Genomic DNA, 26346 nt, shown 5'->3' on the forward strand with positions numbered 1-26346 from the left:
CGGCGCGCCAGTGCCGCGCGACGGTGACCGGCCGGTCCTCCGCTACCCTCGTCGGGTGCGTCTGGTGATTGCGAAGTGCTCGGTGGACTACGTCGGACGGCTCTCGGCGCACCTGCCGCCGGCCACCCGCCTGCTCATGGTGAAGGCGGACGGGTCGGTGTCGATCCACGCCGACGACCGCGCGTACAAGCCGTTGAACTGGATGAGCCCGCCCTGTCGGCTGGAGGAGGCCCCGGGCGTGTGGCGGGTGGTCAACAAGGCCGGCGAGGAGCTGCGGATCACCCTGGAGGAGGTCTTCCAGGACACCTCGTACGAGCTGGGTGTCGACCCGGGGCTGCGCAAGGACGGCGTCGAGGCGCATCTGCAGGAGCTGCTCGCCGCCAACCCGGAGACGCTGGGGGAGGGCTTCACCCTGGTCCGGCGGGAGTACATGACCGCGATCGGCCCGGTCGACCTGCTCTGCCGGGACGCCAACGCCGGCGCGGTCGCCGTCGAGGTGAAACGGCGCGGCGAGATCGACGGCGTCGAGCAGCTCACCCGCTACCTCGAACTGATGAACCGGGACCCGTTGCTCGCCCCGGTGACCGGCGTCTTCGCCGCCCAGGAGATCAAGCCGCAGGCCCGGGTCCTCGCCACGGACCGGGGCATCCGCTGTGTGGTGGTCGACTACGACCGGCTGCGCGGCATCGTGCGCGACGAGCTGACCCTGTTCTGACCGCCGGTCGGCCGGCCGTCCAGCGGGCGGGGTCAGCGCCTGCCGTACAGGGCCTTGGCGACCTTGACGATCCGGGCCACGTCGGTCGGGGTCCGCTCGAAGGTCATCGCGGGCAGCAGTGACCGGGCCCGCCGCCGGGTGATCGACTTGGCCCGGCCGAACTCGCGCAGCCCGTCCTCGCCGTGGATGCGGCCGAAGCCTGAGTCGCCCACCCCGCCGAACGGCAGCGTGGACATCCCGGCGAAGGCGAGCGCCGAGTTGACCGACGCCATCCCCGAGCGCAGCCGGCGGGCGATCGCCACCGCGTCGCGCCGGCCGAACACCGAACCCCCCAGGCCGTACGGCAGGGCGTTGGCCCGGCGTACGGCCTCGTCGGCGTCGGCGACCCGGGTGATGGTCACGGTCGGGCCGAAGGTCTCCTCGCGGATCGCCGACGCCGAGTCGGGGACGTCCACCAGCACGGTCGGGTGCACGTACGGCGGCTGCACGGCGGCGGGACCGCCCAGCACCGCACGCCCACCGGCGGCGATGGCCTCGTCGATGTGCCGGCGGATCACGTCGAGCTGGCTCGGCATGGTGATCGGGCCGAGATCGGCCCCATCCGCGCCGACGGTCAGCCGTTCGGCGCGGGCGACCACCTTGCCGACGAACGCGTCGTGCACGGCCGCCACCGCGTAGACCCGTTCGATGCCGATGCAGGTCTGCCCGGCGTTGGTCAGCGCGCCCCAGACACACGCCTCGGCGGCGGCGTCCAGGTCGGCGTCGGCGTCCACGATCATCGCGTCCTTGCCGCCGGCCTCCAGCAGCACCGGGGTCAGCGACTCGGCGCAGGCGGCCATCACCCGACGGGCGGTCGCGGTGGAACCGGTGAAGGCCACCTTGTCGACGCCCGAACGGCACAGCGCCGCGCCGACGTCGCCCAGGCCGTGCACCGCCGTGAACACCGGCTGTTCCGGCACCACCTCGGCGAACGTGTCGACCAGCCACTGCCCGACGACCGGGGTGTACTCGCTGGGCTTGAGGACGACCGCGTTGCCGGCGGCCAGCGCGTAGGCGGCGGAACCGACCGGGGTGAAGACCGGGTAGTTCCACGGGCCGATCACCCCGACCACGCCGTGCGGCTGGTATTCGAGGTGACCTGCGAACTCGGCGAGGATCAGCCGGGAGCGGACCCGGCGCGGCCCCAGCACCCGGCGGGCGTTTCGGGCCGCCCAGTCGATGTGTTCGATGGCGGTGAGCACCTCGACGACGGCGTCCCCGACCGGCTTGCCGCCCTCGACGTGGATCAGCTCGGCCAACTCCTCGATCCGCTGGGCGAGCAGGGCCCGCCAGCGCAGCAGGCGGGTGCGGCGGCCGGTGAAGCCGAGCCCGGCCCACCACTGCCCGGCCGTGCGGGCGCGGGCGACCGCGCGGTCCACCTCCCCGGCGGTGGCGACCGGCACGCTGCCGGCCTCGTCACCGGTGGCCGGGCTCGTCGAGACCAGCCGACCGTCGGAGATGACCGGGGCACCCGGGACCTGCACAGCCGTCATGACGGAAGTCTAGACCCGGAAGCTACCCGCTGGTAGTTGTGAACACGGCTCAGCTATCGCTCCGTCGCCGCCTGTTCGGTGGACACCGGATGTCCGCCAGGGGTCGTGGAGATGACCGGGCGGGTGGTGAGCTGGTCACGCGGAGCTGGCAGGCTGACCGCGGGGCGACGCTGGGTGGGGAGCTGACTGTCCATGCAGGATCATCCGGAACTGATGCCACTGCTGACGGTGGCCGCTGGCCCGATGCGCGGGGCGAGCTTCCGCGTCCGTCCCCGGCCGCAGGTGATCGGCCGGGCGCCGACCGCCGACATCGCGGTCGCCGACGCGCACCTGAGCCGGCGGCACGCCGAGGTGCGGCTGACCGACGACGGGGTGGTCCTGGTCGACCTGGGGTCGACCAACGGGACCTGGCTCAACGACCGGCGGATCACCGACGCCGAACCGCTCACCGACGGCGACGTGATCCGGCTCGGCCGTACCGAACTGCGCTACTTCGACCCCGGACTGGCCACCACCGACCCGGTCGGCCTGCGTTTCGCCGGGGGATCCGTCAGCCGTCGGGACCACCGGCCCACGCTGCCGCTGCCGCCGCGCCCTTCCGGCCCCACCGACGCCCTGCCGGCCGCCCCGGTCCCCGCGCCCAGCGCCGTCGACGCCTGAGCCGGACGGGGACCGACCTCCCCCGCCCCCGTCCCGACGGATAGCCTTAGCGTTCGTTCAAGTAGGCAGCGGCGGAATCAACCAGGGAGGCCGGTCGTGGCGCGGGAGTTCACCAGGGTGGGCGTGGTGGGTCTGGGCACCATGGGTGCCGGCATCGTCGAGGTGTTCGCCCGCAACGGTGTCGACGTCGTCGCGGTGGAGATCTCCGCGGACGCCCTGGCCCGGGGCCGGGCCACCCTCACCCGGTCGACCGACCGGGCGGTGGCGCGGGGCAAGCTGGCCGGGGCCGACCGGGACGCCCTGCACGCCCGGGTCGACTTCCAGATCGGGCTGGACGCGCTGCACGCGGTGGACCTGGTGGTCGAGGCGGTCCCCGAGCGTCTCGACCTCAAGCGGCGGATCTTCGCCGAGCTGGACCGGATCTGCCGGCCCGACACCATCCTCGCCACCAACACCTCCTCGCTGGGCGTCACCGACATCGCCGTCGCCACCGGTCGCCCCCAGCAGGTCGTCGGCCTGCACTTCTTCAACCCCGCGCCGGTGATGAAACTGGTCGAGGTCGTCCGCACCGTGGTCACCGCCGCCGACGTGGTCGCCGACGTCGAGGCGCTCTGCGCCCGGCTCGGCAAGGTCGGCGTGACGATCGGTGACCGGGCCGGATTCATCGCCAACGCCCTGCTGTTCGGCTACCTCAACCAGGCGGTGAACCTGTTCGAGGCCCGCTACGTGACCCGCGAGGACCTCGACGCGGCGATGACGCTGGGCTGCGGCCTGCCGCTGGGCCCGCTCGCCCTGCTGGACCTGATCGGCCTCGACACGGCGTACGAGATCCTGAACACCATGTACCGGCACGGCGGGCGCAACCGCCGGCACGCCCCGGCACCGCTGATCCGGCAGATGGTCACGGCGGGGCTGCTCGGCCGCAAGACCGGGCGCGGCTTCTACACCTACGACAAGCCGGGCTCGGCGAAGGTCGTACCCGACGGGTCGACCCCGACCGCCGTCGACGACGCGCCGGGTACCACGGCCGTGACCAGGGTCGGTGTCGTCGGCTCGGGGGCGACGGCAGCCGATCTCGCCGCGGTGTTCGCCGCCGCCGGCTTCCCGGTGGTCGCCGTCGGCGCGGACGGGCCCGCCGGGACCGCCGAAGCGGTCCGGGCCGCGCTCGATGAGGGCCCCACCCGGGACGATCCCGACCCGGCCGGCCCCGACGCCGCGCTGGCCCGGATCACCTGGGCGGACGCGCCGGAGCAACTCGCCGACGTCGACCTGGTGGTCGAGGCGACAGCGGGGGAACTGGACGCCACGCAGGCGCTGTTCGCCCGCCTCGACGAGGTCTGCAAGCCGGGCGTGCTGCTCGCCACCACCACCGCCACGCTGCCGGTGATCGAGCTGGCGATGGCGACCCGCCGTCCCGCCGACGTGCTCGGCCTGCACTTCTGCACCCCGGTGCGGGAGCGCCCGCTGGTCGAGGTGGTGACCACCGTCCGGACCTCGACGGAGGCCACCGGCACCGCCCGCGCGGTCTGCGCCGCCCTCGGCCGGACCACGCTGGTCTGCGCCGACCGGGCCGGGTTCGTGGTCGACGCGCTGCTCTTCCCGTACCTCAACGACGCGGTGCAGATGCTGGAGGCCGGTTACGCCGGTGTCGACGACATCGACCACGCCATGACGCTCGGCTGCGGCTACCCGACGGGCCCGTTCGCGCTGCTCGACGCGATCGGCCCCGACGTGGCGCTGACCGTGCAGCGGGCGCTGTACCGCCAGTCGCGCGAACCGGGCCTGGCCCCCGCGCCGCTGCTGCACCACCTGGTCACCGCCGGCCGGGGGTTCCGCGACCACGACCGGGACTGACCAAACTGCGGCGACCGACCTCACCCCGCCGGAACGCGGACCTGACCGTAACCTTGGCGAGGTGAGCCCCCGTCGCAACCGTCCCCGCCGCGAGGACACCGGCCAGTTGGACGCCGAACGGGCCCGGCACGGCGTGGAGTCGGTGCAGCAGTGGCGCGACGGCGAGTGGCAGGTACGCGGGATCAGCGGCGGGGCGTCGGTCAAGACGTACCGCTGCCCCGGATGTGACCAGGAGATCCGACCCGGGGTGGCGCATCTGGTGGCCTGGCCGGCCGACGGCGCGGGTGACCTCACCGACCGGCGGCACTGGCACAACGGCTGCTGGCGGGCCCGGGACCGGCGGGGACCGAACCTGCTGCGCGGCCGGGGCGCCCCCCGCTACGGCTGACCCGGTTTCCGGCCGGGTGGGCGATCCGGATCACCCCGGTTGCGCCCCGGGCGAGCGACCGCGGCGGGTTCGGGTCAGACTGGGGTGGTGAGCACACCGATCCGCGCGTCATCGATCCTGCCCGGCCACCGGGAGGACATCGAGCTGCACACCGCCGACGGCCTGCGCCTCGTCGGCGAGCTGGCCCGCCCGGTCGACCGGACGCCCGCGGGCACCCTGGTCTGCCTGCACCCGCTGCCCACCCACGGCGGGATGATGGACAGCCACGTCTTCCGCAAGGCGGCCTGGCGGCTGCCCGCCCTGGCCGACCTGGCGGTGCTCCGGTTCAACACCCGGGGCACCGCCAGCGTGCGGGGCACCAGCGAGGGCGCGTTCGACAACGCGGTGGGCGAACGGTTCGACGTCGCCGCCGCCATCGAGTACGCCGAGTTCCACGAACTGCCGAACATCTGGCTGGTGGGCTGGTCGTTCGGCACCGACCTGACCCTGAAGTACGGCTGCGACCCGGCGGTGGCCGGGGCGATCCTGCTCTCCCCGCCGTTGCGTTTCTCGCAGCCCGACGACCTGGCCGTGTGGGCGGAGTCGGGCCGGCCGCTGACCGCCCTGGTGCCCGAGTTCGACGACTACCTGCGCCCCGACGAGGCCCGGCGGCGCTTCGCGGCGGTGCCGCAGGCCGAGGTGGTCGGCGTGCCCGGGGCCAAGCACCTCTGGGTGGGCGACGCCGAGCGGGTGCTCGACGAGATCGTCAGGCGGGTGAACCCGGCGGTGCCGCTGCCGCTGCCGACGAGCTGGGACGGCCCGATGGAGACCGGCGACGTCAGCGCGTACACCGACCGGACGGTGGCCGCCTTCGCCGACACCCCGGTACCCGGGCCCGCCGCCGGCTGACCGTCATCGAGGCGCGGAGGGTGAGGGGATCGTCGCGCACGGCACGTCGCCACTCACCCAGACGCACCAGCCCGGCGAGATCGGCAGATAGGTCTTCACCCTGCCGTGGTCCTTCGATCCTCCGTGGCAGGGCTGCGTGGTGCGCAGCCGACCGGACGTGACCTGCATCTTCACCCCGTAGACTCCGTGCGCCGTCTTGCCCGCGGCCAGCTCCAGCGTGAAGGTGTTGCCGACGGCGGCGGTGACCGACTCGGTGACCGACCGGTCCACCCCCGCCTGCACACCGGCCAGGACCACCGGGGAGACGACCCGCGCGTCGACCTTCAGTTCCGCACTCCACTCGATCGACACCTCACTCGACGAGGACGACACGAAGCTCACGGTCACCGGCCCGCTGGTGGTGTTCTCACTCTGTTGCCGGCCCACCACCCGCCAGGCTTCCCCCTCGTCGACCAGGTCGTCGTAGCTGGCGGTCTGCTCACAGCTGACCGGCGGATCGACATTCTCGGTTTCTCGGCAGGTGTCGTGACGGCGGCACAGGTAGGTGCTGTTGCGCACCGAGGAGTAACTGTAGTAGTCGCCTTTCGTGTTCGAGCACAAGTCCTTTTTCACATCGATCTCGCAGGCAACCGCGGTGTTCCCGCTGACGAAATAGAAGCAGCTGACATTGTTGTAGTGGGTGCAGGCCAGGCCGGTAGGTGTGGCGGACGGGCCGGTGCAGCCGCTGACCACAACCGCCACCAGTGCTGCCAGTACGGCGACAGTGAACATCTTCCGCCTGGGCGTGTCCACCCGGCCCCGCTGTGTCGTCAGTTCAGTTCGATGCACGAGTTCACCTTGATCTGGCTGGCCGTCGGTTTCACCTGGGTGAGGTAGTCCGGGTGGGCGCTGGCATAGTCGGGGAGGTTGTCTCGGAACATGGAGGCCCAGGGGCCGCCCGCACCGACGATCTTCACAAGTTCGTCGCGCGCTTTTTCGCAGCGCGCCTGGTCGTCCTTGCGGAAGGCGATCCCGTACATAATCTCCGGACCGATCACCAGGTCTGGCACGACGGTCAGTTCCGAGTTCTTCGGTGCGTATCCGTAGAGGATCGCCTGATCCGTCGAGAAGGCGTCGTATTTGCGGTCCTTGAGTTTTCGGAGGCACTCCGAATATGAGGTGAGGGCAGTGGCGTGGGCGCCTGACACATTTTTCTCGAAGAGCTTCTCGGACAGTGAGCCGCCACCGACGACGCATACGTTCTTGCCGGCCAGGTCCCGCAAGCTGGAGATGGATTTCTGATCCTTGCGCACCATCACGCCCTGCCGCGTGACGAGATAGGGGCCGGCCAGCTTGAAGCGGAGGCTGCGTTCGTGGTTCATCGTGTATGTCGCCGCGAAGAACGCTACCGCGCCCTGCTCCAACGTCGATTCACGGGTGTCCGAGGATACCGGCAGGAAGAACGGATCGTTGACCTGGAAGATCCGAGTTGCCAACTCCCTGGACATGTCGACGTCCAGGCCGCTGTAGCCGTAGGTGGCGACATCCAGATAGCCGGTGCCCTCCTGGTCGACCTTCACGCCGATGATCAACGGCCCGCCTCCCTGCTGGGCGGGTGTGCTGGTTGTCGCCCACGGCGTCGGCGCAGGATATTGCGAAGGCTGCGGATCGGGCCGGCCGGACTGCACGCACGAGGCGAGGGCGATTACGGTGCAGAACGACGCGCCCAGTCGAACGACTGTCGAGTATTTTCCCATGCAGATCTGTCTCTATTCAAGCGTGGCGGATTCGATGCTGATGTCTTCCGAGCATTTCCTGACCGACTCTGGTGTTGTGTACGACACGGAAAGCTGCATGTCCTTGGGTGACTTCAGCAGGTCGAAGGTGAACCGGTGGAGGAGCCCGTCCTTCTTGGGTGGCTCGTGCATGGTTCCTGCGTCGAGCGAGGCGACGAGCGCGATCTGGTTCTCGCAGAACTCACTCGTGCTCGCGCTCGGGTCGCGATCTTTCGCCCGGATCTTGACGGTCAGGCGGTCAGCGCCGGGCAGGCCATTGAGATTGAAAATAACGGTTTCGCCGGGAAGTACGCCCTCGTGCCGCGTGACGTCGAAGTACTGACGCGCCGAGGTCCGGTAGCCGGTCTGCGTCGCCGCCGACAGGAGTACCACGAGGACGATGACGAGCACGATCACCCGCCCCTGGATTCTGGCGAACCAGTCCCCTCTCAGCGACTCGGGAAGCACCGCAATTATTGCCACCGTCAGCAGGACGGCCGGCTGCCATGTACGCCAGAGATCCTCGGTGGAGTGGATCCGGGTGAAGAGCAGGTACAGGGAGGCGGCGACCGCAATGAGGAGAACGGCCGGAAAAAGAACGCCCCGCCAGATTCTTCCGAGCGGGTTTCCGTCGGTTTCCGGGCGTGCGGTCATTGCGCTTTTCCCTGTCTGGCAGGCCGACCATCCGATCGGCCGCATGCGTTGCGCTGGACAACGTCAGCCCCCAAATATGGCCGCACGGGACCTTGCCAACTGGATTATCCGATTTCCGGGTTGGGCTGTACACAACGGCGTTCGAATTGTCGCTTATCCGACATCGGCAATGATCGCCGCCTGTCGATATCATCCGTCGCCCGATTGGCCCAGATTCCTGTGATGGCTGTTGATTCGCCCAACGAAATTGCCCGCGACCTGGTGCGGTGTCCCGGTCGGTCGCTGTCTTCATGCGGCCGGATTGACTGTCGACCCCGTCGACCCGCACAGTTTTCCCCACCGGCGTCCGGACGTGAACCTGGCAGGTTCCCCGGACGAAGTGACGCCCTGTCGTCAGAGCGCGCAGGGCGGGGTCGCGCCAGCCGTCCGGTGTCGGCTCAGCGGCGGTCCTGGCGGGGGAGTACCACCTCGCGCAGGATGAGCTGGAAGGCGGCGACCACCGGGATGGCGATCAGCGCGCCGACCACCCCCATCAGCGCCACCCCGAGCAGGGCGGCGAGCAGCGCGGCCACCTCGTTGACCTCCACCGACCGCCGCATGATCTTCGGGTAGATGAGGTAGTTCTCCACCTGCTGGTAGAGCACGAAGAAGACCGCGCAGGCGATGCCGATCGGCAGCGCGGTGGCGAAGCCGACCAGACTGACGACCACCGCGCCGAGGGTGGCCCCGATCTGCGGGATCAGGTCGGTCACCGCCACCACCACGGCCAGCGCGAACGGGTAGGGCAGCCCGACGACCAGGGCGAAGACGAAGCTGGTCGCGCCGGCCAGCACCGCGATGCTCAACGCCCCCACCATGTACGCCCCGACCTTGGTGAGGATCTCGTCCCCGATCAGGCTCACCCGCTGCCGGCGCGACCTGGGCACCAACGCGTACCCGAGGTCACGCAGCCGGTCGAAGTAGGCCAGGAAGTAGATCGTCAGCACCAGCACGGTGAGCACCCGGAAGATGGTGCCGAAGATGATCTGGGCGCCGCCGAGGACCCCGCCGAGCGCCCGGCCGACGGTGTCCGCGTTCGCCAGCTCCTGCACCCGCCGCATCACGTCGTACCGGACCACCAGGTCGTTGACCGTGCGGTTGCGGCGCAGCTCCTCGACGTAACTGGGGAGCTGCTCGATGAACTGCCCGGTCTGCGTCACCACCGGCGGCACCAGCGCCACCAGGCCGGCGACGATCAGCAGCACCAGGGTCAGCGCCACCACCGTCACCGCCAGCCCGTGCGGCAACCCCCACCGGCGCAGCCGGACCACCGCCGGGTTGAGCCCCACCGCCAGGAAGAGCGCGATCACCACCAGGACCAGGATGCCGCCGGCGTTGCGGATGCCCAGGAACACGGTGTACGCCAGCAGCACGCCGAGCGCCCCGGTGAAACCGACCAGGAAACTGCTGCGGCGCAGTGGCCGCCCGGGTCGACCGAACCGCCCCGATCCGGAGGCGACCGACCCGGTGGCGTCGTCCCCGGGTGCGTCCCGCCCCGGCCCGCCCCGCGTCGCCGCATCCTGGGCTGGCACGTTCTGCTCCGAAGCGTCGGGTGCCGGTTCGTCCCGTGCCGTGGCGCGGGCGGTGGGGGCGTCGGTGTCCGTCGCTACGGCTTCAGGGGCGCTGTCCCGGGTCGCGTCGTCGCGTGCCGGGCCGTGCTGTGCCACCGGACCTCCCCAGTTCCGCCCCCGCGTGGCACACCGGGGCGGATCAGCCGACCCACCGGCGGCCACCTACCGTACGGGCTCCTGCCCGCAGGGTAGTGGTGCGGATGCCCGGTCTGCCACCCCGGGGTCGCCCCGCCGTGGTCACTCGGACTCGACGGTCACCGTGCTCGGCTTGGCGCTGCGCTCGTCCGTGGTCGGCTTGCTGGGCCGCTTGCCGTTCTCCCCGGTACTGGTGATCTTCGTCGGGGTGGCACCCCGGCCGGCGGTGCCCGGAACCGCGGCGACTGTCGGTTCACCGTCCACTCCGGCGCTTGCCGTTCCACCGTCCACCGTGGTCACCGGCTCGGCCTTCGGCTTCGCGGCACCGTCCGTACCGCCGGTCGGCTTCGCGCCGTTGGTGCCCGGACCGCCGGCCGGCCTGGTGACGGCCACGACCGAGTCCGCACCGGCGACGACCGGCTTCTTCCCGGCGTCGCCGTCGGCGGAGGGTTCTGCGCTGTCGACCGGGCCGGAGCCCACCGGCTGCGGTGCCGGGATGTCGGTGGTGCGCGTCGGCTTCGGTTTCCTGCCGTTGGCGAGCGGACCCGACGCCGGACGGTCGCCGTCCGGGGACGGCACCACCGCGTCGCTGCCCACCGGCGTCGCGGCGCGGGTCCGCAGGGCGGTGGTCTCCCTCAGCAGATCGTCGTGCTCCTGCCGCGCCTGCCAGGTCTCCTGACGCAGGTCGGCGAGCTGCTGCTGGGCCTGGGCGATCTCCAGCATCACCCGGGCGAGCTGCTGCCGGCCGGCCGCCGCCTCCTGCTGGGTCGCGGCGAGATGCTGCTGGGTGGTCGCCAGGTGCTGCTGGGTCGTGGCCGCGTACTCGTCGAACTGCCGGCGGGAGGCGGCGACGTGCTCGTCGGCCTGGCGACGCTTCTCGGCGGTCTCCCGCTCGACCCGGTCGAGCAGTTCGGTGGTCTCCTGCTCCACCCGCCGACGCAGTTCGGTGGTCTCCTGTTCGGCCGTGCGACGCAGTGTCGCCGCGTCCGCCTCGGCGGCCCGGCGGATCTCGGCCGCACCCTGCTCGATCTCGTCCCGCCGGGCGGCCCACTCCCGCTCCAGCTCGGCCTGCCGCGTGCCGTGCTGCTGTTCCAGCTCGTCGTGCCGGGCCCGGTGCTTGCGGTCCAGTTCGTCGCGGCGCTTGGCGAACTCCTGCTCGGCGGCGGCCCGGCGCTGGGCCAGCTCCCGGTCGGCGGCCTCCCGCCGGCCGTTGACCTCCTGCTCCACCCCCGCGCGCCAGGCACCCAGCTCCTGCTGCGTCTGGGCGCGGGACTGCTGCACGTACGCCTCGGTCTCGGTGCGCATCCGCTGCACGTACGCCTCGGACTCGGCCCGGCTGCGCTGGGCCGCCTCGGTCGCCTCGGTGGTCAGCCGCTGCGCCTCCTGCCGGGCCCGCTCCCGGGTCGCCTTGGCCGCGCCGTCGGCGTCGTCGGTGACCTGCTTGGCCTGCTGGAGCGCCTTGGCGTGGGTGGCGCGGCTGGTCTCCGTCGCCGTATCGACGAGCCGCCGGGCCTCCTGCTGCGCCTTGAGGTGCACCTCCTTGGCGGCCTCGCGCAGGTCGGTGGCCTCCTTCTGGGCCTTGGCCAGCGCCGCCTTCGCCGTCTCGCGGAGCTTGGTGGCCTCCTGCTGGGCCCGGGCGTGGATCTCCTTGGCGGTGTCGCGGAGCTTGGTGGCCTCCTGCTGGGCCCGGTTCAGGGCCTCCTGGGCGGCGGTCCGCAACCGGTTGGACTCGTCCTCGGCGGTGGCGCGCAGCAGGGTCGCCTCGTCCTTGGCGGTGCTGCGCAGCCGCGCGGCCTCCTGCTTGGCGGTACGCACGGCGGCGTCCGCCTCGGCCTTGCGGGCCGTGGTGTGCCGCTCCTCCTCGGCACGCCGGGCGGCGAGCGCGATCTCGAAGTCCTTCAGCGCCCGGGCGGCCTGCTCGCGGGCCTCGTCGATGATGTGCTCGGCGGCGGCCCGACGGGCCTCGATCTCCTCGTTGGCGGCGACCAGGATGGCGTCCGCCTGCTCCTCGGCGAGGGCGAGGATCTGCTCGACCCGGGGGCCGAGATGCTTGAAGGAGGCCCGGTCCACCACCCCGACCTGCTTGCGCACCTGGGCGAGATCCCGCTGCAGGTGCTCGACCTGACCGGCCAACTTGTGGATCTGGGTGTACGCCTGCTCCCGCTCACCCGTCAGCGTGGCGATCTCGTGCTCCGCACGAGCGACGTACCGGTCGACCTGTCGTTTGTCATATCCCCGCAGAGCGGACTCGAAGCTGGGCTCCGTCGTCACATCCCCGCCGAGTGCGAACAGTTCCTCGCCGTGCGACATGCCCCCATCCTCACACGCATCCGGCCCTCCGGGGGCGATACGGACGCCGCTGTGGGGAGCTGTTTCAGTGCTGTCCCGCGACAGGGTGTCACAGGGCGGGAACGGGCGCGGCGCGGGGGTGCACCGGTCATCCGGTGTCCCTCCGCGCCGCGACTCATGCCCCGTCGATGCGTTCGGTCAGCTGGCGGTCTCCGCGGTCGCCCGGGACTCGGCGTCGGCCTTGGCCGGCTCCGCCTTGGCCGGCGCGGCGGCCGGCTGCTGGGCCGGCACGCCCGGCACGATCCCGGCCAGGCCGGAGAGCATCTGGCCGAGCTGCGAGGTGACCGCGTCCTTCTGGCGGGTGAGGTCCTCGACCTCGCGGCGGGCCGCCTGGGTGGTCAGGTCGGCTTCGGTGCGCGCCTCGGTGAGCAGCCGCTTCGCCTCGGCCTTGGCCTCGTTGAGGGTCTTCTCGGCCAGCGCCTTGGCTTTGTCGACGGTGTCGTTGGCGGTGCGCTCGGACTCGACCCGGCGGGCCTCGGCGCGCTGCTCGATCTCCTTGGCCCGCTCCTGGGCGGCCCGCGCCCGCTGCTCGGCCTCGCCGACCAGCTTCTGGGTCTGCGCCACCTGGGCGGCGTGCCGCTCCGACTCCTCGCGCTCGGCCTTCTCCCGCCGCTCGGCGAGCTGGAGCTCCAGCGCCTGGAGGTCCTTGTCCCGCTTGTCGCGGGCGTCGGTGAGCAGCTTGGTCGCCTCGGCGCGCTTCTCCTCGGCCTCCCGCGCGGCCTTCGCCCGCTGCTGGGTGATCTCCCGCTCGGCGGTGGCGCGCAGGGTGGCGACCTCCCGTTCGACGGTGGACTTCAGCTCGGCCACCTCGTGCGCGGTGACCGTACGCAGCTGCTTGGTCTCCCGGTCGGCGTCGGCACGCAGCGTGTCGGCCTCTCTACGGGCCTGCACCCGGGCCTCGGCGGCCTCCCGCTCGGCAGCGGTGCGGACGGTGCCGGCCTCCCGCTCGGCGGTGGCCTTCATCGCGGCGGCCTCGGCGCGCGCCTTGTCGGTGATCTCCCGCGCCTCCAGCCGGGCTGCGGAGAGGATCCCTTCCGACTCGCGCTTGGCCTCGTTGCGGTGGTCGTTGGCCTGCTCCTCGGCCAGCCGCAGGATCTGCTCGACCCGGGTGCCGAGACCCGAGAGGGTCGGCCGGCTGTTCTCCTCGAGCTGCTTGTTGGTGTCGGTGAGCTTCTGCTCGAGCGCGGCCTGCCGCTGCTCGGCCTGACGGAGCCGACGCTGGGCGTCGTTCATCCGCTGCTCGGCCTCGGCGCGGGCCTGCTCCGACTGGGTCAGCGCGGCCGTCATCCGGCCGAGGAAGTCGTCGACCTGGTGGGTGTTGTATCCACGCAGGCCCACCGTGAAGTCGGGCTGCGAGTTCGCGTTATCGAAGAACGCGAGAGGGGAGGACTGCTGCTGGGGCATTGGGACATACTTGCAGACCCCCCGGGGTCGTTCGCAAGAGCGGTGCCGAGCTTTCGTGTCCTCTTTACATGGTCCACCGGGTCGTACCGGCGGCCGGCACCAAACGGCGATCTTGGCAGGTCCGGGCGGCCCCGACACCGCCACCGCCCGCTATCCCGGCAGTGCCCGACCGCTTTCCCCCGCCACCCCGGAATGGCATCCCCGCACAATGCCCGCCCCGCTCTGCCCCGCCCCGGTCTGCCCCGCCCCGCTCTGTCCCGCCCCGGTGATCAAGAGGTTTGCGTCAGGTCGGGAGATCGAGATGACGCAAACCTCTTGATCAACACGGAAGGGTGGGGTTGGGACGCGGAGAGGGGAGGGTGTCAGTGGGGGGTGTCGGCGGGTTGGACGAGCTCGATGAGGACCCCGCCGGCGGCCTTGGGGTGGACGAAGTTGACCCGCGAGTTGGCGGTGCCGCGCTTCGGGGTGTCGTAGAGCAGCCGTACGCCCCGGTCACGCAGGGTCGCGCAGGCCGCGTCGATGTCGGCGACCGTGTACGCCACCTGCTGCACCCCGGGGCCGTTGCGGTCGAGGAACTTGGCGATGGTCGACTCCGGTGACAACGGGGCGAGCAACTGCACGCAGCCGCCCTCGGCGGTCGGGCCGACGGCCATCATCGCCTCGCGTACGCCCTGTTCGGTGTTGGTCTCCTCGTGTATGCAGCGCATCCCGAAGGTGCGCTGATAGAAGTCGATCGCGGCGTCCAGGTCGGCGACCGCGACCCCGACATGATCGATACGGCGCAGCCCGATGTCTGTGACGTAGTCGGCAGCGGGCTCGACGGGGGAGTTCTCAGCCATGCCGCTAGTCTGGCCGAACAGCCGTTAAGGCGTACAGCTCGGTACCCCCCTCGGAGGCAGACAGTGGCATCGGTCATCGTCAGCGGCGCGCGGACCCCGATGGGCCGGCTGCTGGGCAACCTGAAGGACCTGCCGGCGACGAAGCTCGGCGGCATCGCGATCAAGGCGGCGCTGGAGCGCGCCGGGGTCGCCCCGGACCAGGTGCAGTACGTGATCATGGGCCAGGTGCTCCAGGCCGGCGCCGGGCAGATCCCGGCCCGGCAGGCGGCGGTGGAGGCCGGCGTCCCGATGTCGGTGCCGGCGCTGACCATCAACAAGGTGTGCCTCTCCGGCCTGGACGCGATCGCCCTGGCCGACCAGCTCATCCGGGCCGGCGAGTTCGACATCGTGGTGGCCGGTGGCATGGAGTCGATGACCAACGCCCCGCACCTGCTGCTCGGCCAGCGCGCCGGCTACAAGTACGGCGACGTGACGGTCAAGGACCACATGGCCCACGACGGGCTCAGCGACGCCTGGGACTGCTGCTCGATGGGCGAGTCCACCGAGCGGCTCGGCGTACGGCACGGCATCACCCGCGAGGAGCAGGACGCGTTCGCGGCGGCCAGCCACCAGCGGGCCGCCGCCGCCCAGAAGAACGGCCACTTCGCCGACGAGATCACCCCGGTGGTCATCCCGCAGCGCAAGGGCGACCCGCTGGTGATCAGCGAGGACGAGGGCATCCGGCCGGACACCACCGCCGAGTCGCTGGCCAAGCTGCGTCCCGCGTTCACCAGGGACGGCACGATCACCGCCGGCTCCTCGTCGCCGATCTCGGACGGCGCGGCGGCCGTGGTCGTGATGAGCAAGGCCAAGGCGAACGAGCTGGGCCTGGCCTGGCTGGCCGAGGTCGGCGCGCACGGCAACGTGGCGGGCCCGGACAACTCCCTGCACTCGCAGCCGTCCAACGCCATCCAGCACGCCCTGAAGAAGGGCGGCCTGAGCATCGACGACCTCGACCTCATCGAGATCAACGAGGCGTTCGCCCAGGTCGGCATCCAGTCCGCGCGGGACCTCGGGGTCAGCGCCGACAAGATCAACGTCAACGGCGGGGCCATCGCGCTCGGCCACCCGATCGGCATGTCCGGTGCCCGGCTGGTGCTCACCCTCGCGCTGGAGCTGAAGCGGCGCGGCGGCGGCACCGGCGCGGCGGCGCTCTGCGGCGGTGGCGGCCAGGGCGACGCCCTGATCATCCACGTACCGGCCGACGCCGGGAACTGACCGGCTGCCGGGCCGGGTGGCGCCCAGCGTGGACGCGGGCGCGGGTCGATGCGGCGAAGACGGCGGTCGGGGGCGGAACGTCCCAGCTCACGGTCGTCGGGCGAGGGCGGGCGTGTGAGTACGAGGAGTGAGTGGGGTTGGCGAGCACCGCAGTCGTGGGCGATGGTGACCCGGTGAGTGTCGAGAGCGTCCCCACCCCCGCCGCCGTCCCGGTTCGTCGCAGTCGGGACGTACCGATGCTGGTGCGCCGCGCGCGCGAGGGTGACCCCCGGGCGGTGGCCCGGCTGATCACGCTGGTGGAGTCCGGTGACGAGGTGCTGCCGCAGGTGGCGGCGGCGCTCGCGCCGTACGCCGGGCAGGCCCAGGTGGTCGGGCTGACCGGCTCCCCGGGGGTGGGCAAGTCGACCACCACCAACGAGCTGGTGCGGGCGCTGCGGGCGGGCGGGCACCGGGTCGGGGTGCTGGCCATCGACCCGTCCAGCCCGTTCACCGGTGGGGCGATCCTCGGCGACCGGGTGCGGATGCAGGACCACGCCACCGACCCGGGCGTCTACATCCGGTCGATGTCCAGCCGGGGTCACCTCGGCGGGCTCTCCGCGGCCACCCCGCAGGCGGTCCGGGTGCTGGAGGGCGCCGGCTGCGACGTGGTGCTGGTGGAGACCGTCGGGGTCGGCCAGGCCGAGGTGGAGGTGGCCTCGCTCGCCGACACCACGCTGGTGCTGCTCGCCCCGGGCATGGGCGACGCGATCCAGGCGGTCAAGGCCGGCATCCTGGAGATCGCCGACGTCTTCGTGGTCAACAAGGCCGACCGGGACGGCGCGGACAACACCGTCCGCGACATCCAGGGCATGATCGCGCTGGGCGAGCGCGGGCCGGGGCAGTGGCGGCCGCAGGTGGTCCGGTCGATCGCCGCGCGCGGCGAGGGGATCGACGACATCGCCGCCGCGATCGACAAGCACCGGGCCTGGCTGGAGCAGCACGACGAGCTGCGCCGCCGCCGGGAGAAGCGGGCCGCCGCCGAGATCGAGGCGATCGCGCTCGGCACCCTGCGGGCCCGGATCGGTTCCCTGCGCGACGGTACGGAGTTGCCGGCGCTCGCCGCGAAGGTGGCCGAGGGGGCACTGGACCCGTACGCGGCGGCGGACGAACTCCTCGCCCAGATCGGCACCTGAGCCGTCCAGTAGCCGCAGGGCGTTTACGGTGGTGGCTCGGTGTCGCTTGCCGGGTAGAGTCCTCTTCGGATCAGGCGGGATGCATCCATTGGTCCGTCTGTCGCGGTCTGGGAAGGAAGGCTGGACATGAGTGCAGGTCTCGATACTCGGCCGAAGGCTACGACTCTCGATCTGGAGGAGCTGACCCAGCTCGCCTGGACCGGACGTATTCGGGTACCGCATTTTCAGCGCCCGCTTCGTTGGCAAAGGTCCGACGTCATGCGGCTCTTCGAGAGCATCGTGCTCGGATATCCGGTAGGCTCTTTCCTGCTTTGGCGGCGGCCTGCTGCTGCGGAGACGCTTCAGTTGGGTGCGTTACGGATCGCAGCGCCGGAGACCGGTGATGCACTCTGGGTGGTAGACGGCCAGCAGCGCATCATCAGTTTGGCGAATGCACTGCATCCAGACGGAATGGCTGATCCCCGCTTTGCGCTCGCCTACGATCTTCGCAACGAGCAATTTGTGCCGTTGCCGCAGGTCGAGGAGCCCGCGATCGTGCCCCTGCCCGTGCTCTTCGACCTGACCCGGGTGCTTAGGTGGTTCACCAGCCACCCGGAGGCTGCCCAGTTCGTGGAGCAGGCCAACGAGGTTACTCGCACCCTGCGTCAGTTTAGAATTCCGGCTTACGAGGTGGTGCAGGACGATCCGCGAGTGCTGCAAGACATTTTCGACCGGATGAACAACTTCGGTAAGAGGTTGAGTCGTGCCGAGATCTTCTCCGGACTCTTTCCAGGAGAGGAGGCGGCCAAGGATACGACCTCCACGCTCGACCGGATCGCTCAGAACATCGACGACGAACTCGGCTTCGGGTTGATCGACAACGATACGGTGCTACAGGCGGTGCTGGCTCGTCGCGGTCCCGACGTCAAGCGTGAGATCCGCAACGAATTCGGGGCTGAGCAGAAGATCAGCCCATCGCATCGGGCACACCAGCCTAACCGGGCCACCATCGACTTCCCCGATGAGGACCGGGATACGGCCTACGCGCTCGGTGAGGAAGCCATGCGGCGGGCGGTGGCGTTCTTGCAGAACGAAGCCGGTGTCCCGCATTTCAGCATGCTTCCTTATAGCTATCTCATCGTTGTGCTGACGCGATTCTTCGCTCACCATCCGGACCCTGGTCAGCGTGTTTGTCTGCTGTTAAAGAGGTGGTTCTGGCGGGCTGCGCTCGTGGGACCGGGAGTTTTTCGGGGAAGCACGACCGGAGCTATACGATTCCTGAACTATGCGGTGCAGCCGGATAACTTGAATGCAACGATCGCGGAATTGCATCGCTGGGTCGAGCATCCCAACGCACCGCTTCCGAACCTCCAGCGGTTTCGCAGCAACGAAGCGGCCACGAAGATCATCCTGTGCTCTTGGTGGAGCCTCGCGCCGAGGTCTCTGAGCACGGCTGATCCATTCGTGCGTGAAGACCTCTCGCTCTGCCTCCAGGATCGGCCAACGGCGCTGGACGCCACGCGTTACGTGGTGTCTCGCTACTCAGTTCCACCGCCTTTCCGGCTATGGGCTGCCGACCGTGTCCTTCTGCCTACGGTGGAGGGTGAGGTGGGTGTGGTGGACACACTGCTCACCCGCCAGCCCGCTGGATTATCTGAGATTTTGTGGCGAGATGTCCTGGCCTCGCACTGTCTCGATGCTGAGATCATTAGTATGATCCGGCGAGGAGATGTGCAAGCATTTCTCCTAGCTCGTCAGGAGAAATTAGGCAAGCAGCTCGCCGACTTCCTGGCGCGTAGTTGTGAGTGGAGCTTCGAAAACACGCCACCGCTGGCGGATCTTGTCGTCGAAGACGAGGAGTTGACTGAGGAGAAGGAGTCGAATGCCCTCTTCTGACTCCTGGTTCGGCGTCTGGTTGGGCGATCAACGGGCTGGAACCCTGCGACAGGTTGGTGACAGGACCTGGTTCAGTCTTGATAGAAGTTATCGGGAAAACCCTGAGCGGCCAGTGCTCGGACTGGTTTTCGAGGATCGGCCGACTGCGGTCCATGCGGCGGCTGTGCGCCTCCCGCCCTGGTTCTCCAATCTTCTGCCAGAAGGCAGGCTGCGTGCCTGGATAGCTGACGAGCGTGGCGTCAACGGCCAACGAGAAATGGAACTGTTGACCCAGGTGGGGCACGATCTGCCAGGTGCGGTGCGGGTGCTTCCCGAGGGCGAAGAGCCTGACGATGCCGTGGTGTCCGTCGGCGACGAGGTCTACCCGCATGACGATGGTGGCAGCTTCTACGAGCCTGGCCTGAGATTCTCGTTGGCCGGCGTTGCCATGAAGTTCTCCATGCTGAGGGTTCAGGACAGGCTGACGCTACCGGCGAGTGGAATGGGTGGCGACTGGATTGTAAAGCTGCCGGATAGTCGGTTTCGGGATGTGCCGCGCAACGAATATGCCATGATGTCACTCGCACGGGCTGTCGGCATCGAGGTTCCGGAGATCGAACTGGTCCACCGTTCGGTGATTGACGAACGCCTTCCACTGTCGGTCTGGCCGGCAGGTGAAGAATATGCCTACGCGATCAAGCGTTTCGACCGGGGCGTCGATCGGAAGCTTGTGCACATAGAAGACCTGGCGCAGGTGCGAAATATTTATCCCGATCGTAAGTATCTTGGGAACTTCGAAACGGTCGCCAGTTTGGTATATCGCCGTCGGGACGTCGACTCGCTGAGGGAGTTTGTAAGGCGGCTGGCATTCTCCGTGTTGATATCGAACGGCGATGCTCATCTGAAGAACTGGACGTTGATCTATCTGGACCCCCGCGTCCCCACTCTTGCTCCGGCATACGACATGGTTTCCACTGGGCACTATGAACTGGATGACCGACCCGAGGACCTAGGGCTCAAGTTTGGCGGTTCCCGAGAATTTCACAAGGTGTCTCTCGGCACGTTCCTTCGCCTCGAACAGAGGCTGGGCGCAACCGGTGCGGGCCTTGTCGACTGCGTAGTGGAAACAGTCGAGAGGACACTCCGAGAGTGGCCAAATCGTGCTGATGTTCTCCAGGGAAACCAAGGCTTGCAGGATGCAGTCGACCGGAGCATCCGGGCTCGCAGTAAAACCTTGTTGAATGGCCCGGGTCGGGTTGGGGCTAACCGTAAATGAACGGAGTGTGACCGCAACCATGGACCACGAGGCGACGCAGGAGTTGTCGGTGACGCCGGACGCGGTGGCGGGCGGGACCACCCAGGTCTCCGACGAGGTGGTGGAGAAGATCGCGGTGGCCGCCGCGAAGTCCGTGCCCGGGGTGGCCGAACTGGGCGGTGACGTGGCCCGGTTCTTCAACGCAGTCCTCGACCGGGTCGGGCTGGACCGGGTGGGCGACGCGCGGCGGGGCTGCTCGGCGCACGTCACCAACGGCGCGGCCGTGGTCAACCTGGTGCTGGTGATCTCCAGCGGCCACCCGGTGCCCCAGGTCACCGCCGCGGTGCGGGCCGCCGTGACGGCGGCCGTCGAGTCGTACGGCCTGCGCGCCGACGAGATCAACATCCGGGTCGACGACGTCGCCATGGACACCCCCGACACCCCGGTCGCCTGACCCCACCCGTCCCGGTGCCCGCGCCTTTGCCGGGTGATCAGGTGGCGTGCGTCAATGTCTGGGCTGCTGGGTGACACAGCCTCCCGCCCGCTGCCCGGGGTGTGAAGGTGCGGTTAGGTCGGTGCCTGCTGGCGACGCAACTCTCAGGCCCGCTGCCGGGGGTTGTGGTGTGGTGAAGTCGGTATGCCTGTGCGGCATGGATATGACTGGTAGGCATGCCGGCTTGGGCGATAAGTGCTCCGGCATTCCGCTCGCCCGGCGATCCTGGATGGGCCCGCGCGGCCCCGGCGATCCTGAGCCTGCCGGGACCGGGGTTCCCGGCCGGCTCGGTTCGGCGGCTCAGTCGTGTTTCGGTCGGATCAGTTCGACCTCGTCGCCCGGTAGCAGTTCCACGTCGCCCTGCGGGCCGTAAATTTCGAGGATCGGTACGCCCTCGTCGAGCTGCATGCTGCGCCGCTCCGCACCACTCGGCATCCGCGCGATCACCCTCGCGCCTCCCGGCAACTCCACCCTCCTGCGCTGTGGTAGATCGCGAACCCGTGTTCCGAAGGGTCGGCTGGTGGTGACCAGTCCCTCCGATCGCAGCAGCGCGATGGCCATCCGGACGGCGTCACGGCCGATCCCGTGCTCCTGGCTCAACCGGGTCTCGCTGCCGACGCTCGACCCAGCCGGCAGGTCACCGGATTCGATCTGCCCCCGAAGTAGCTCGGCGAGCTGCACGTAGACCGGCGTGTGTGAGCGCGGATCGATGGTCATCCCGCAAGCCTTATGCCCCCGTTGCTGTCTTCGAACAAGGCTTCATTGCAATGATGGATTGTGGCCATGTTGAATCGTTGCTATTGTCTCCTATGGCAATGCGTCCTCGTGGGGTTACGAAGGGTGCTCACTCTTTCGGGTTCGCTGGCCGGTCGAGCTGCCCCGCCGCCGTACCGCCGATCAGGGCTGCGGTCGCGGGGTGGGGTGGGTCCGCCCGTGGGCGGCGGGCGGGTGGACCCACCCCTTCCAACCCCACCGACACCGAATCCCCGCGACAGAGAGGCAGGTCGTCATGCGTCTGACCCTCCGGTTACTCGGTCGACCCGGGTGGACCCGGCACCCCCGCCGGCCGCGCTGCTACCGCTCGGCTGCCTACCGCCCGCTGCGGCCGTGGCAGGTGCGGGAGCAGCGGTTCCGCTGGACCCGATTCGGTCGGCGTGGGCTCGACCCGGCGGAGGTGCAGGAGTTCCTCGACCGGGTCGCCGCCGACCTGGCCGACGCCTACCAGGCGCTCGGCGACAGCCGGCACGAGGCCGCCCGGGTCCGGGACGCGCTGCGCCGCTGGCAGTCCGCGCAGTTCCGGCAGCGGGTGAACGAGGGGTGGTACCGGTGACCGCCGGCCGGGAGCGGTTCGTCGTCCACCTGCCCGTGGTCGCCGTGGACCTGCCCGGTGCCGTCCGGCTGGCCCGGGTGCTGGCCCGCTGGGCGGGGGTGCTCGCCCAGGCCGACCCCGGCGAGACCACCGTGTCGGCCGAGGACGAGCAGGGCGTACGCCATCGGGTCTTCTGTGACCTGCGGCTGGACGCCGGCCGGCGCTGCCTGCTGCGCGCCGACCACGACGGCCCCTGCTCCCGCCGACCGGCTACCGTCCGGTACGACTTCCCTTAGCGATCGTTCAGGTTTTCGTTCTACACTCGGGGTTCGGTCGAGGACTCGAGGAGGAGCCCCGCGGATGAACGCCGACGAGATCGCCGCCGGACGGGCACGCTGGCAGGCCCGGTACGACGCCGCGCGCAAGCGGGACGCGGACTTCACCACCCTGTCCGGCGCCACCGTGCAACCCGTGTACGGCCCTCCCGAGGGCACCGCGTACCCGGGGTTCGAACGGATCGGCTGGCCGGGCGAGTTCCCGTACACCCGGGGGTTGCACCCCACCGGTTACCGGGGTCGGGCCTGGACGATCCGGCAGTTCGCCGGCTTCGGCAACGCCCAGCAGACCAACGAGCGGTACAAGATGATCCTCGGCGCGGGCGGCGGCGGGCTCTCCGTCGCGTTCGACATGCCGACGCTGATGGGGCGCGACTCCGACGACCCGCAGGCGCTGGGCGAGGTCGGGCACTGTGGGGTCGCGGTGGACTCCGCCGCCGACATGGAGGTGCTCTTCGACGGCATCGACCTGGCCGGCGTCACCACCTCGATGACCATCTCCGGCCCGGCGGTGCCGGTGTTCTGCATGTACCTGGTCGCCGCCGAGCGGCAGGGCGTCGACCTGTCCCGGCTCGACGGCACCTTGCAGACCGACATCTTCAAGGAGTACATCGCGCAGAAGGAGTGGCTGTTCGACCCCGAGCCGCACCTGCGCCTGATCGGCGACCTGATGGAGTACTGCGCCGCCGAGATCCCCCGCTACAAGCCGCTGTCGGTCTCCGGCTACCACATCCGCGAGGCCGGCTCCACCGCCGCGCAGGAGTTGGCGTACACCCTGGCCGACGGGTTCGGCTACGTCGAACTGGGGCTCTCACGCGGCCTGGACGTCAACGTCTTCGCCCCGGGGCTGAGCTTCTTCTTCGACGCGCACCTGGACTTCTTCGAGGAGATCGCCAAGTTCCGTGCCGCCCGCCGGATCTGGGCCCGCTGGCTGCGCGACGTCTACGGCGCGACCAGCGAGAAGGCCCTCTGGCTGCGGTTCCACACCCAGACCGCCGGGGTGTCGCTGACCGCGCAACAGCCGGTCAACAACGTGGTACGCACCGCAGTGGAGGCGCTCGCCGCCGTGCTCGGCGGCACCAACTCGCTGCACACCAACGCCCTGGACGAGACCCTCGCCCTGCCCACCGACGAATCCGCCGAGATCGCCCTGCGCACCCAGCAGGTGCTGATGGAGGAGATCGGGGTGACCAACGTGGCCGACCCGCTCGGCGGCTCCTGGTACGTCGAGGCGCTCACCGACGCCATCGAGGCTGAGGCGGAGGAGATCTTCGCCCGGATCCGGCAGCTCGGCGGCGACGGCCCGCACCGGATCGGCCCGATGACCTCCGGCATCCTGCGCGGCATCGAGGACGGCTGGTTCACCGGCCACATCGCCGAGTCGGCCTTCGCCTACCAGCAGGCCCTGGAAAAGGGCGACAAGAAGATCGTCGGGGTCAACTGCCACACCGGCACGGTCGCCAAGGAGTTGGAGATCCTGCGCATCTCGCACGAGGTGGAGCTGGAACAGCGCCGGGTGCTCGCCGAACGCAAGGCCGCCCGCGACGACGCGGCGGTGACGGCGGCGGTGCAGCGCATGATCGAGGTCAGCCGCACCGGCGGCAACATGATCCCGCCCATGCTCGACGCCGTCCGGGCCGAAGCCACCCTGGGCGAGATCTGCGACGCCCTACGCACGGAATGGGGCACCTACCGCGAACCCGCCCGCTTCTGATGATCCGCACCGGCCGACCGGGCAAAGAGTGGGAGGTGAGAGTGGCAACTGTGGGCGTTGTGGCTGAGCCGGGGACGGTGGGGATCGTGCGAGACTAGGTAACCATGAGCGACCCACGGATCACCTCGTCGATCTTCACCCGCGGCGCGGTCGACCTCAGCGCGCTGCGCGGCACCGCCCCGGCCAGTTCCCGTCCCGCCACACCGAGCCAGACCGGCGCACCGGGCGGTCCCGCCACAGGTGGCGGTGCCGCCGTGCTCGACGTGACCGAGGCGAACATCCAGTCCGGAGTGCTCGAACGGTCGATGACCACACCCGTGGTGGTCTTCTTCGGCGCGGCCGGCTATCCGGACAGCGACCAGTTCGCCCCGGTGCTGGAGCGGCTGGCGGCCGAGGGTGCCGGCCAGTGGGTCCTGGCCCGGGTCGACGTCCAGGAGAATCCGCGGATCGCGCAGATGTTCCAGATCCAGGCGATCCCCACCGTCTACGCGGTGGTCGGCGGGCGGCCGATCGACGCCTTCCCCGGGGTGATCCCCGAGCCGCAGTTGCGCCAGTGGCTCGCCGCCGTGCTCAAGGCCGGTGGCGTCACCGTCGCCGAACCGGAGGACCCGCGCCTCGACGAGGCCGACGACGCGTTGATGAGCGGCGACCTCGACGCCGCCGAGCAGGCGTACCGCAAGATCCTCGCCGAATCCCCGGCGGACGCCGCCGCCGAGGCCGGCCTGGCCCAGGTCGGGGTGGCCCGGCGGGTCGCCGGCGCCGACCCGCAGGCCGCCCTCGCCGCCGCGCAGGCCAACCCCGACGACGTCGAGGCCCAGCTCCTCGCCGCCGACATCGAGGTGCTCAGCGGAATGGCCGAGCAGGCGTACGAACGACTGGTCGGGCTGGTCCGGCGGACCGCCGGTGACGACCGGGACCGGGCCCGCCAACACCTCGTCTCGCTGTTCAGCATCGCAGGCCCGGACGACCCCGCCGTGGCCTCCGCCCGCCGCGCCCTGGCCAGCGCCCTGTTCTGATCCCCTGACACCCCGCGCGGGCCGGCCACCCGGCCGGCCCGCCGACCATCGAGGACGGGAGCCCGTGATGCGCCGAATCGCCGTCCTCGACGCGCCGACCAACCTGGGTCTGCGCCCACCCACCTCCACCTCCGTTCCCGGCTGCGGCAAGGCCCCCGGGGCACTGCGCGACCACGATCTGCTCGCCCGGCTCGGGGCGCGCGACGCCGGTTGCCTCACCGCCCCCCGCTACGACCCGGGCGACTGGCGGCCCGGTGACGGGGTCTGCCACGCCCGGGAGATCTCCGGCTACTCGACGGCGCTGGCCGACCGGATCGGCGCGATCATCGACCGGGGTGAGTTCCCGCTGGTCCTCGGCGGGGACTGCTCGGTGCTGCTCGGCTCGGCGCTGGCCATGCACCGGCTCGGCGAGGCGGTCGGCGGGCGGATCGGGCTGGTCTTCGTCGACGGCCACTCCGACTTCCGGCACCCCGGCAACGCCTCCTACGTCGGCGCGGCGGCCGGCGAGGACCTGGCCCTGGTGACCGGGCGCGGGCAGGCCGACCTGGCCGCCATCGAGGGGCGTCGACCGTACTTCCGGGACATCGACGTGGTGGTGCTCGGCATCCGGGCACAGGACGAATACCGGCTCGACCTCCAGGCCGCCGGGATCATCACCCGACCGGTGCCGGCCCTGCGCGCCGAGGGGGCCGCCCGCAGCGCGCAGTGGGCGCACGAGCAACTGGCCGACTGCGCCGGCTACTGGGTGCACATCGACGTGGACGTGCTCGACCCGGCGGTGATGCCGGCCGTGGACGCCCCCGACCCGGGCGGGATCGCCTTCGCCGAGCTGGAGATCCTGCTCGCCGGGCTGGTGGACACCCCGCACTGCCTCGGCGTCGAGCTGACCGTCTTCGACCCCGACTACGACCCGGACGGCGCGTACGCCGCCGAGATCGTCAACACGGTCGTCGCCGGGCTGGCCCCGGTGGTCGCCCCGGACGCCGTCGCGCCCCGACTGCTGCCACCCCAGCCGCAATCCACCGACTCCGGATCGTCCACGTCAGGGCGGTCCGTCCCCGGGCCGGCTGACGCACCCGGCCGCGCCGAAGAGCCGGTCTCCTGAGCACGATCCCCTCAACGGCGTCACATGATCAACTCAGTTGGGCCGATGTTGCGC

Annotated in this window: 23 protein-coding genes and 1 pseudogene; 15 read left to right on the forward strand and 9 right to left on the reverse strand. The window is 70.3% G+C overall.

The genetic code is table 11. The features are described from left to right. Nucleotides 1-55: 55 nt before the first annotated feature. The gene (gene nucS, locus ACN260_RS04630; protein WP_422754843.1) at nucleotides 56-715 is read left to right on the forward strand and encodes an endonuclease NucS; all 660 of its coding nucleotides are present in this window, start codon (nucleotides 56-58) and stop codon (nucleotides 713-715) included. 32 nt (nucleotides 716-747) lie between these two features. Here the strand turns inward: nucS and ACN260_RS04635 are convergent, their stop codons facing one another. After that, complete coding sequence (locus ACN260_RS04635; RefSeq protein WP_422754844.1) at nucleotides 748-2247, reverse strand: aldehyde dehydrogenase family protein; 1500 nt, start codon at nucleotides 2245-2247, stop codon at nucleotides 748-750. A gap of 192 nt (nucleotides 2248-2439) precedes the next feature. Between ACN260_RS04635 and ACN260_RS04640 the strand changes: the two genes are divergently transcribed. From ACN260_RS04640 to ACN260_RS04655, 4 genes are all read left to right on the forward strand, one after another. Next, nucleotides 2440-2907, forward strand: a complete 468-nt coding sequence (locus tag ACN260_RS04640; protein ID WP_422754845.1) for an FHA domain-containing protein — start codon at nucleotides 2440-2442, stop codon at nucleotides 2905-2907. Between the two features lie 96 nt (nucleotides 2908-3003). Continuing rightward, entirely contained in the window at nucleotides 3004-4761 is a 1758-nt protein-coding gene (locus ACN260_RS04645; RefSeq protein ID WP_422754846.1) for a 3-hydroxyacyl-CoA dehydrogenase family protein, read from the forward strand. A gap of 61 nt (nucleotides 4762-4822) precedes the next feature. Continuing rightward, nucleotides 4823-5149, forward strand: a complete 327-nt coding sequence (locus ACN260_RS04650; RefSeq protein ID WP_088642767.1) for a hypothetical protein — start codon at nucleotides 4823-4825, stop codon at nucleotides 5147-5149. 87 nt (nucleotides 5150-5236) lie between these two features. Further along, entirely contained in the window at nucleotides 5237-6037 is an 801-nt protein-coding gene (locus tag ACN260_RS04655; RefSeq protein WP_422754847.1) for an alpha/beta hydrolase, read from the forward strand. Nucleotides 6038-6040: 3 nt separating this feature from the next. Here the strand turns inward: ACN260_RS04655 and ACN260_RS04660 are convergent, their stop codons facing one another. The 7 genes from ACN260_RS04660 to mce all read right to left on the reverse strand — a co-directional run bounded on the left by ACN260_RS04660 (nucleotide 6041) and on the right by mce (nucleotide 14782). Further along, nucleotides 6041-6865, reverse strand: a complete 825-nt coding sequence (locus ACN260_RS04660; RefSeq protein WP_422754848.1) for a hypothetical protein — start codon at nucleotides 6863-6865, stop codon at nucleotides 6041-6043. Continuing rightward, on the reverse strand, nucleotides 6847-7608 hold the full coding sequence (locus tag ACN260_RS04665) for a transporter substrate-binding domain-containing protein (protein ID WP_422754849.1): 762 nt from the start codon (nucleotides 7606-7608) through the stop codon (nucleotides 6847-6849). The genes ACN260_RS04660 and ACN260_RS04665 overlap by 19 nt, the downstream gene beginning before the upstream one ends. 177 nt (nucleotides 7609-7785) lie before the next feature. Continuing rightward, nucleotides 7786-8445, reverse strand: a complete 660-nt coding sequence (locus ACN260_RS04670; protein WP_422754850.1) for a hypothetical protein — start codon at nucleotides 8443-8445, stop codon at nucleotides 7786-7788. Nucleotides 8446-8882: 437 nt separating this feature from the next. Further along, nucleotides 8883-10151: an AI-2E family transporter gene (locus tag ACN260_RS04675; RefSeq protein ID WP_422754851.1), complete on the reverse strand. Its 1269-nt coding sequence runs from the start codon at nucleotides 10149-10151 to the stop codon at nucleotides 8883-8885. 141 nt (nucleotides 10152-10292) lie between these two features. Beyond that, nucleotides 10293-12500, reverse strand: a complete 2208-nt coding sequence (locus tag ACN260_RS04680) for a hypothetical protein (RefSeq protein ID WP_422754852.1) — start codon at nucleotides 12498-12500, stop codon at nucleotides 10293-10295. Nucleotides 12501-12677: 177 nt separating this feature from the next. Then, nucleotides 12678-13943, reverse strand: a complete 1266-nt coding sequence (locus ACN260_RS04685; RefSeq protein ID WP_422754853.1) for a DivIVA domain-containing protein — start codon at nucleotides 13941-13943, stop codon at nucleotides 12678-12680. 362 nt (nucleotides 13944-14305) lie between these two features. Beyond that, nucleotides 14306-14782 carry a methylmalonyl-CoA epimerase gene (gene mce, locus ACN260_RS04690; protein ID WP_422754854.1) on the reverse strand — a complete coding sequence of 159 codons (477 nt, stop codon included), beginning with the start codon at nucleotides 14780-14782 and terminating at the stop codon, nucleotides 14306-14308. Between the two features lie 63 nt (nucleotides 14783-14845). Here mce and ACN260_RS04695 point away from each other — a divergent pair, with 63 nt between their 5' ends. From ACN260_RS04695 to ACN260_RS04715, 5 genes are all read left to right on the forward strand, one after another. Continuing rightward, a complete protein-coding gene (locus tag ACN260_RS04695; protein ID WP_422754855.1) occupies nucleotides 14846-16039 on the forward strand; it encodes an acetyl-CoA C-acetyltransferase in 1194 nt (397 codons plus the stop codon). Between the two features lie 236 nt (nucleotides 16040-16275). Continuing rightward, complete coding sequence (gene meaB / locus ACN260_RS04700) at nucleotides 16276-17211, forward strand: methylmalonyl Co-A mutase-associated GTPase MeaB (RefSeq protein ID WP_422756619.1); 936 nt, start codon at nucleotides 16276-16278, stop codon at nucleotides 17209-17211. Nucleotides 17212-17337: 126 nt separating this feature from the next. Further along, the gene (locus ACN260_RS04705) at nucleotides 17338-19086 is read left to right on the forward strand and encodes a DUF262 domain-containing protein (RefSeq protein ID WP_422754856.1); all 1749 of its coding nucleotides are present in this window, start codon (nucleotides 17338-17340) and stop codon (nucleotides 19084-19086) included. Then, nucleotides 19073-20341 carry a type II toxin-antitoxin system HipA family toxin gene (locus tag ACN260_RS04710; RefSeq protein WP_422754857.1) on the forward strand — a complete coding sequence of 423 codons (1269 nt, stop codon included), beginning with the start codon at nucleotides 19073-19075 and terminating at the stop codon, nucleotides 20339-20341. Before ACN260_RS04705 ends, ACN260_RS04710 begins: the two co-directional genes overlap by 14 nt. A gap of 19 nt (nucleotides 20342-20360) precedes the next feature. Next, the gene (locus ACN260_RS04715; RefSeq protein ID WP_422756620.1) at nucleotides 20361-20774 is read left to right on the forward strand and encodes an Asp23/Gls24 family envelope stress response protein; all 414 of its coding nucleotides are present in this window, start codon (nucleotides 20361-20363) and stop codon (nucleotides 20772-20774) included. 339 nt (nucleotides 20775-21113) lie between these two features. Here ACN260_RS04715 and ACN260_RS04720 read toward each other — a convergent pair whose 3' ends face one another. Further along, nucleotides 21114-21530 (reverse strand): GntR family transcriptional regulator, encoded by a 417-nt coding sequence (locus tag ACN260_RS04720; protein WP_422754858.1) that lies wholly within the window; start codon nucleotides 21528-21530, stop codon nucleotides 21114-21116. Nucleotides 21531-21822: 292 nt separating this feature from the next. Here ACN260_RS04720 and ACN260_RS04725 point away from each other — a divergent pair, with 292 nt between their 5' ends. The 5 genes and pseudogenes from ACN260_RS04725 to ACN260_RS04745 form a co-directional block, all read left to right on the forward strand. Further along, complete coding sequence (locus tag ACN260_RS04725; RefSeq protein ID WP_422754859.1) at nucleotides 21823-22143, forward strand: DivIVA domain-containing protein; 321 nt, start codon at nucleotides 21823-21825, stop codon at nucleotides 22141-22143. Continuing rightward, nucleotides 22140-22418 carry a hypothetical protein gene (locus tag ACN260_RS04730; protein WP_422754860.1) on the forward strand — a complete coding sequence of 93 codons (279 nt, stop codon included), beginning with the start codon at nucleotides 22140-22142 and terminating at the stop codon, nucleotides 22416-22418. The genes ACN260_RS04725 and ACN260_RS04730 overlap by 4 nt, the downstream gene beginning before the upstream one ends. Nucleotides 22419-22482: 64 nt before the next feature. Then, complete coding sequence (locus tag ACN260_RS04735; RefSeq protein ID WP_422754861.1) at nucleotides 22483-24171, forward strand: acyl-CoA mutase large subunit family protein; 1689 nt, start codon at nucleotides 22483-22485, stop codon at nucleotides 24169-24171. A gap of 104 nt (nucleotides 24172-24275) precedes the next feature. Further along, complete coding sequence (locus tag ACN260_RS04740; RefSeq protein ID WP_422754862.1) at nucleotides 24276-25187, forward strand: co-chaperone YbbN; 912 nt, start codon at nucleotides 24276-24278, stop codon at nucleotides 25185-25187. Between the two features lie 64 nt (nucleotides 25188-25251). Beyond that, nucleotides 25252-26268 (forward strand): annotated as a pseudogene (locus tag ACN260_RS04745) (arginase family protein); the annotation flags it as partial. Between the last annotated feature and the right edge of the window lie 78 nt (nucleotides 26269-26346).

Origin of the sequence: Micromonospora sp. WMMD708 (assembly GCF_049315245.1) — a bacterium.
GTDB lineage: Bacteria > Actinomycetota > Actinomycetes > Mycobacteriales > Micromonosporaceae > Micromonospora > Micromonospora wenchangensis.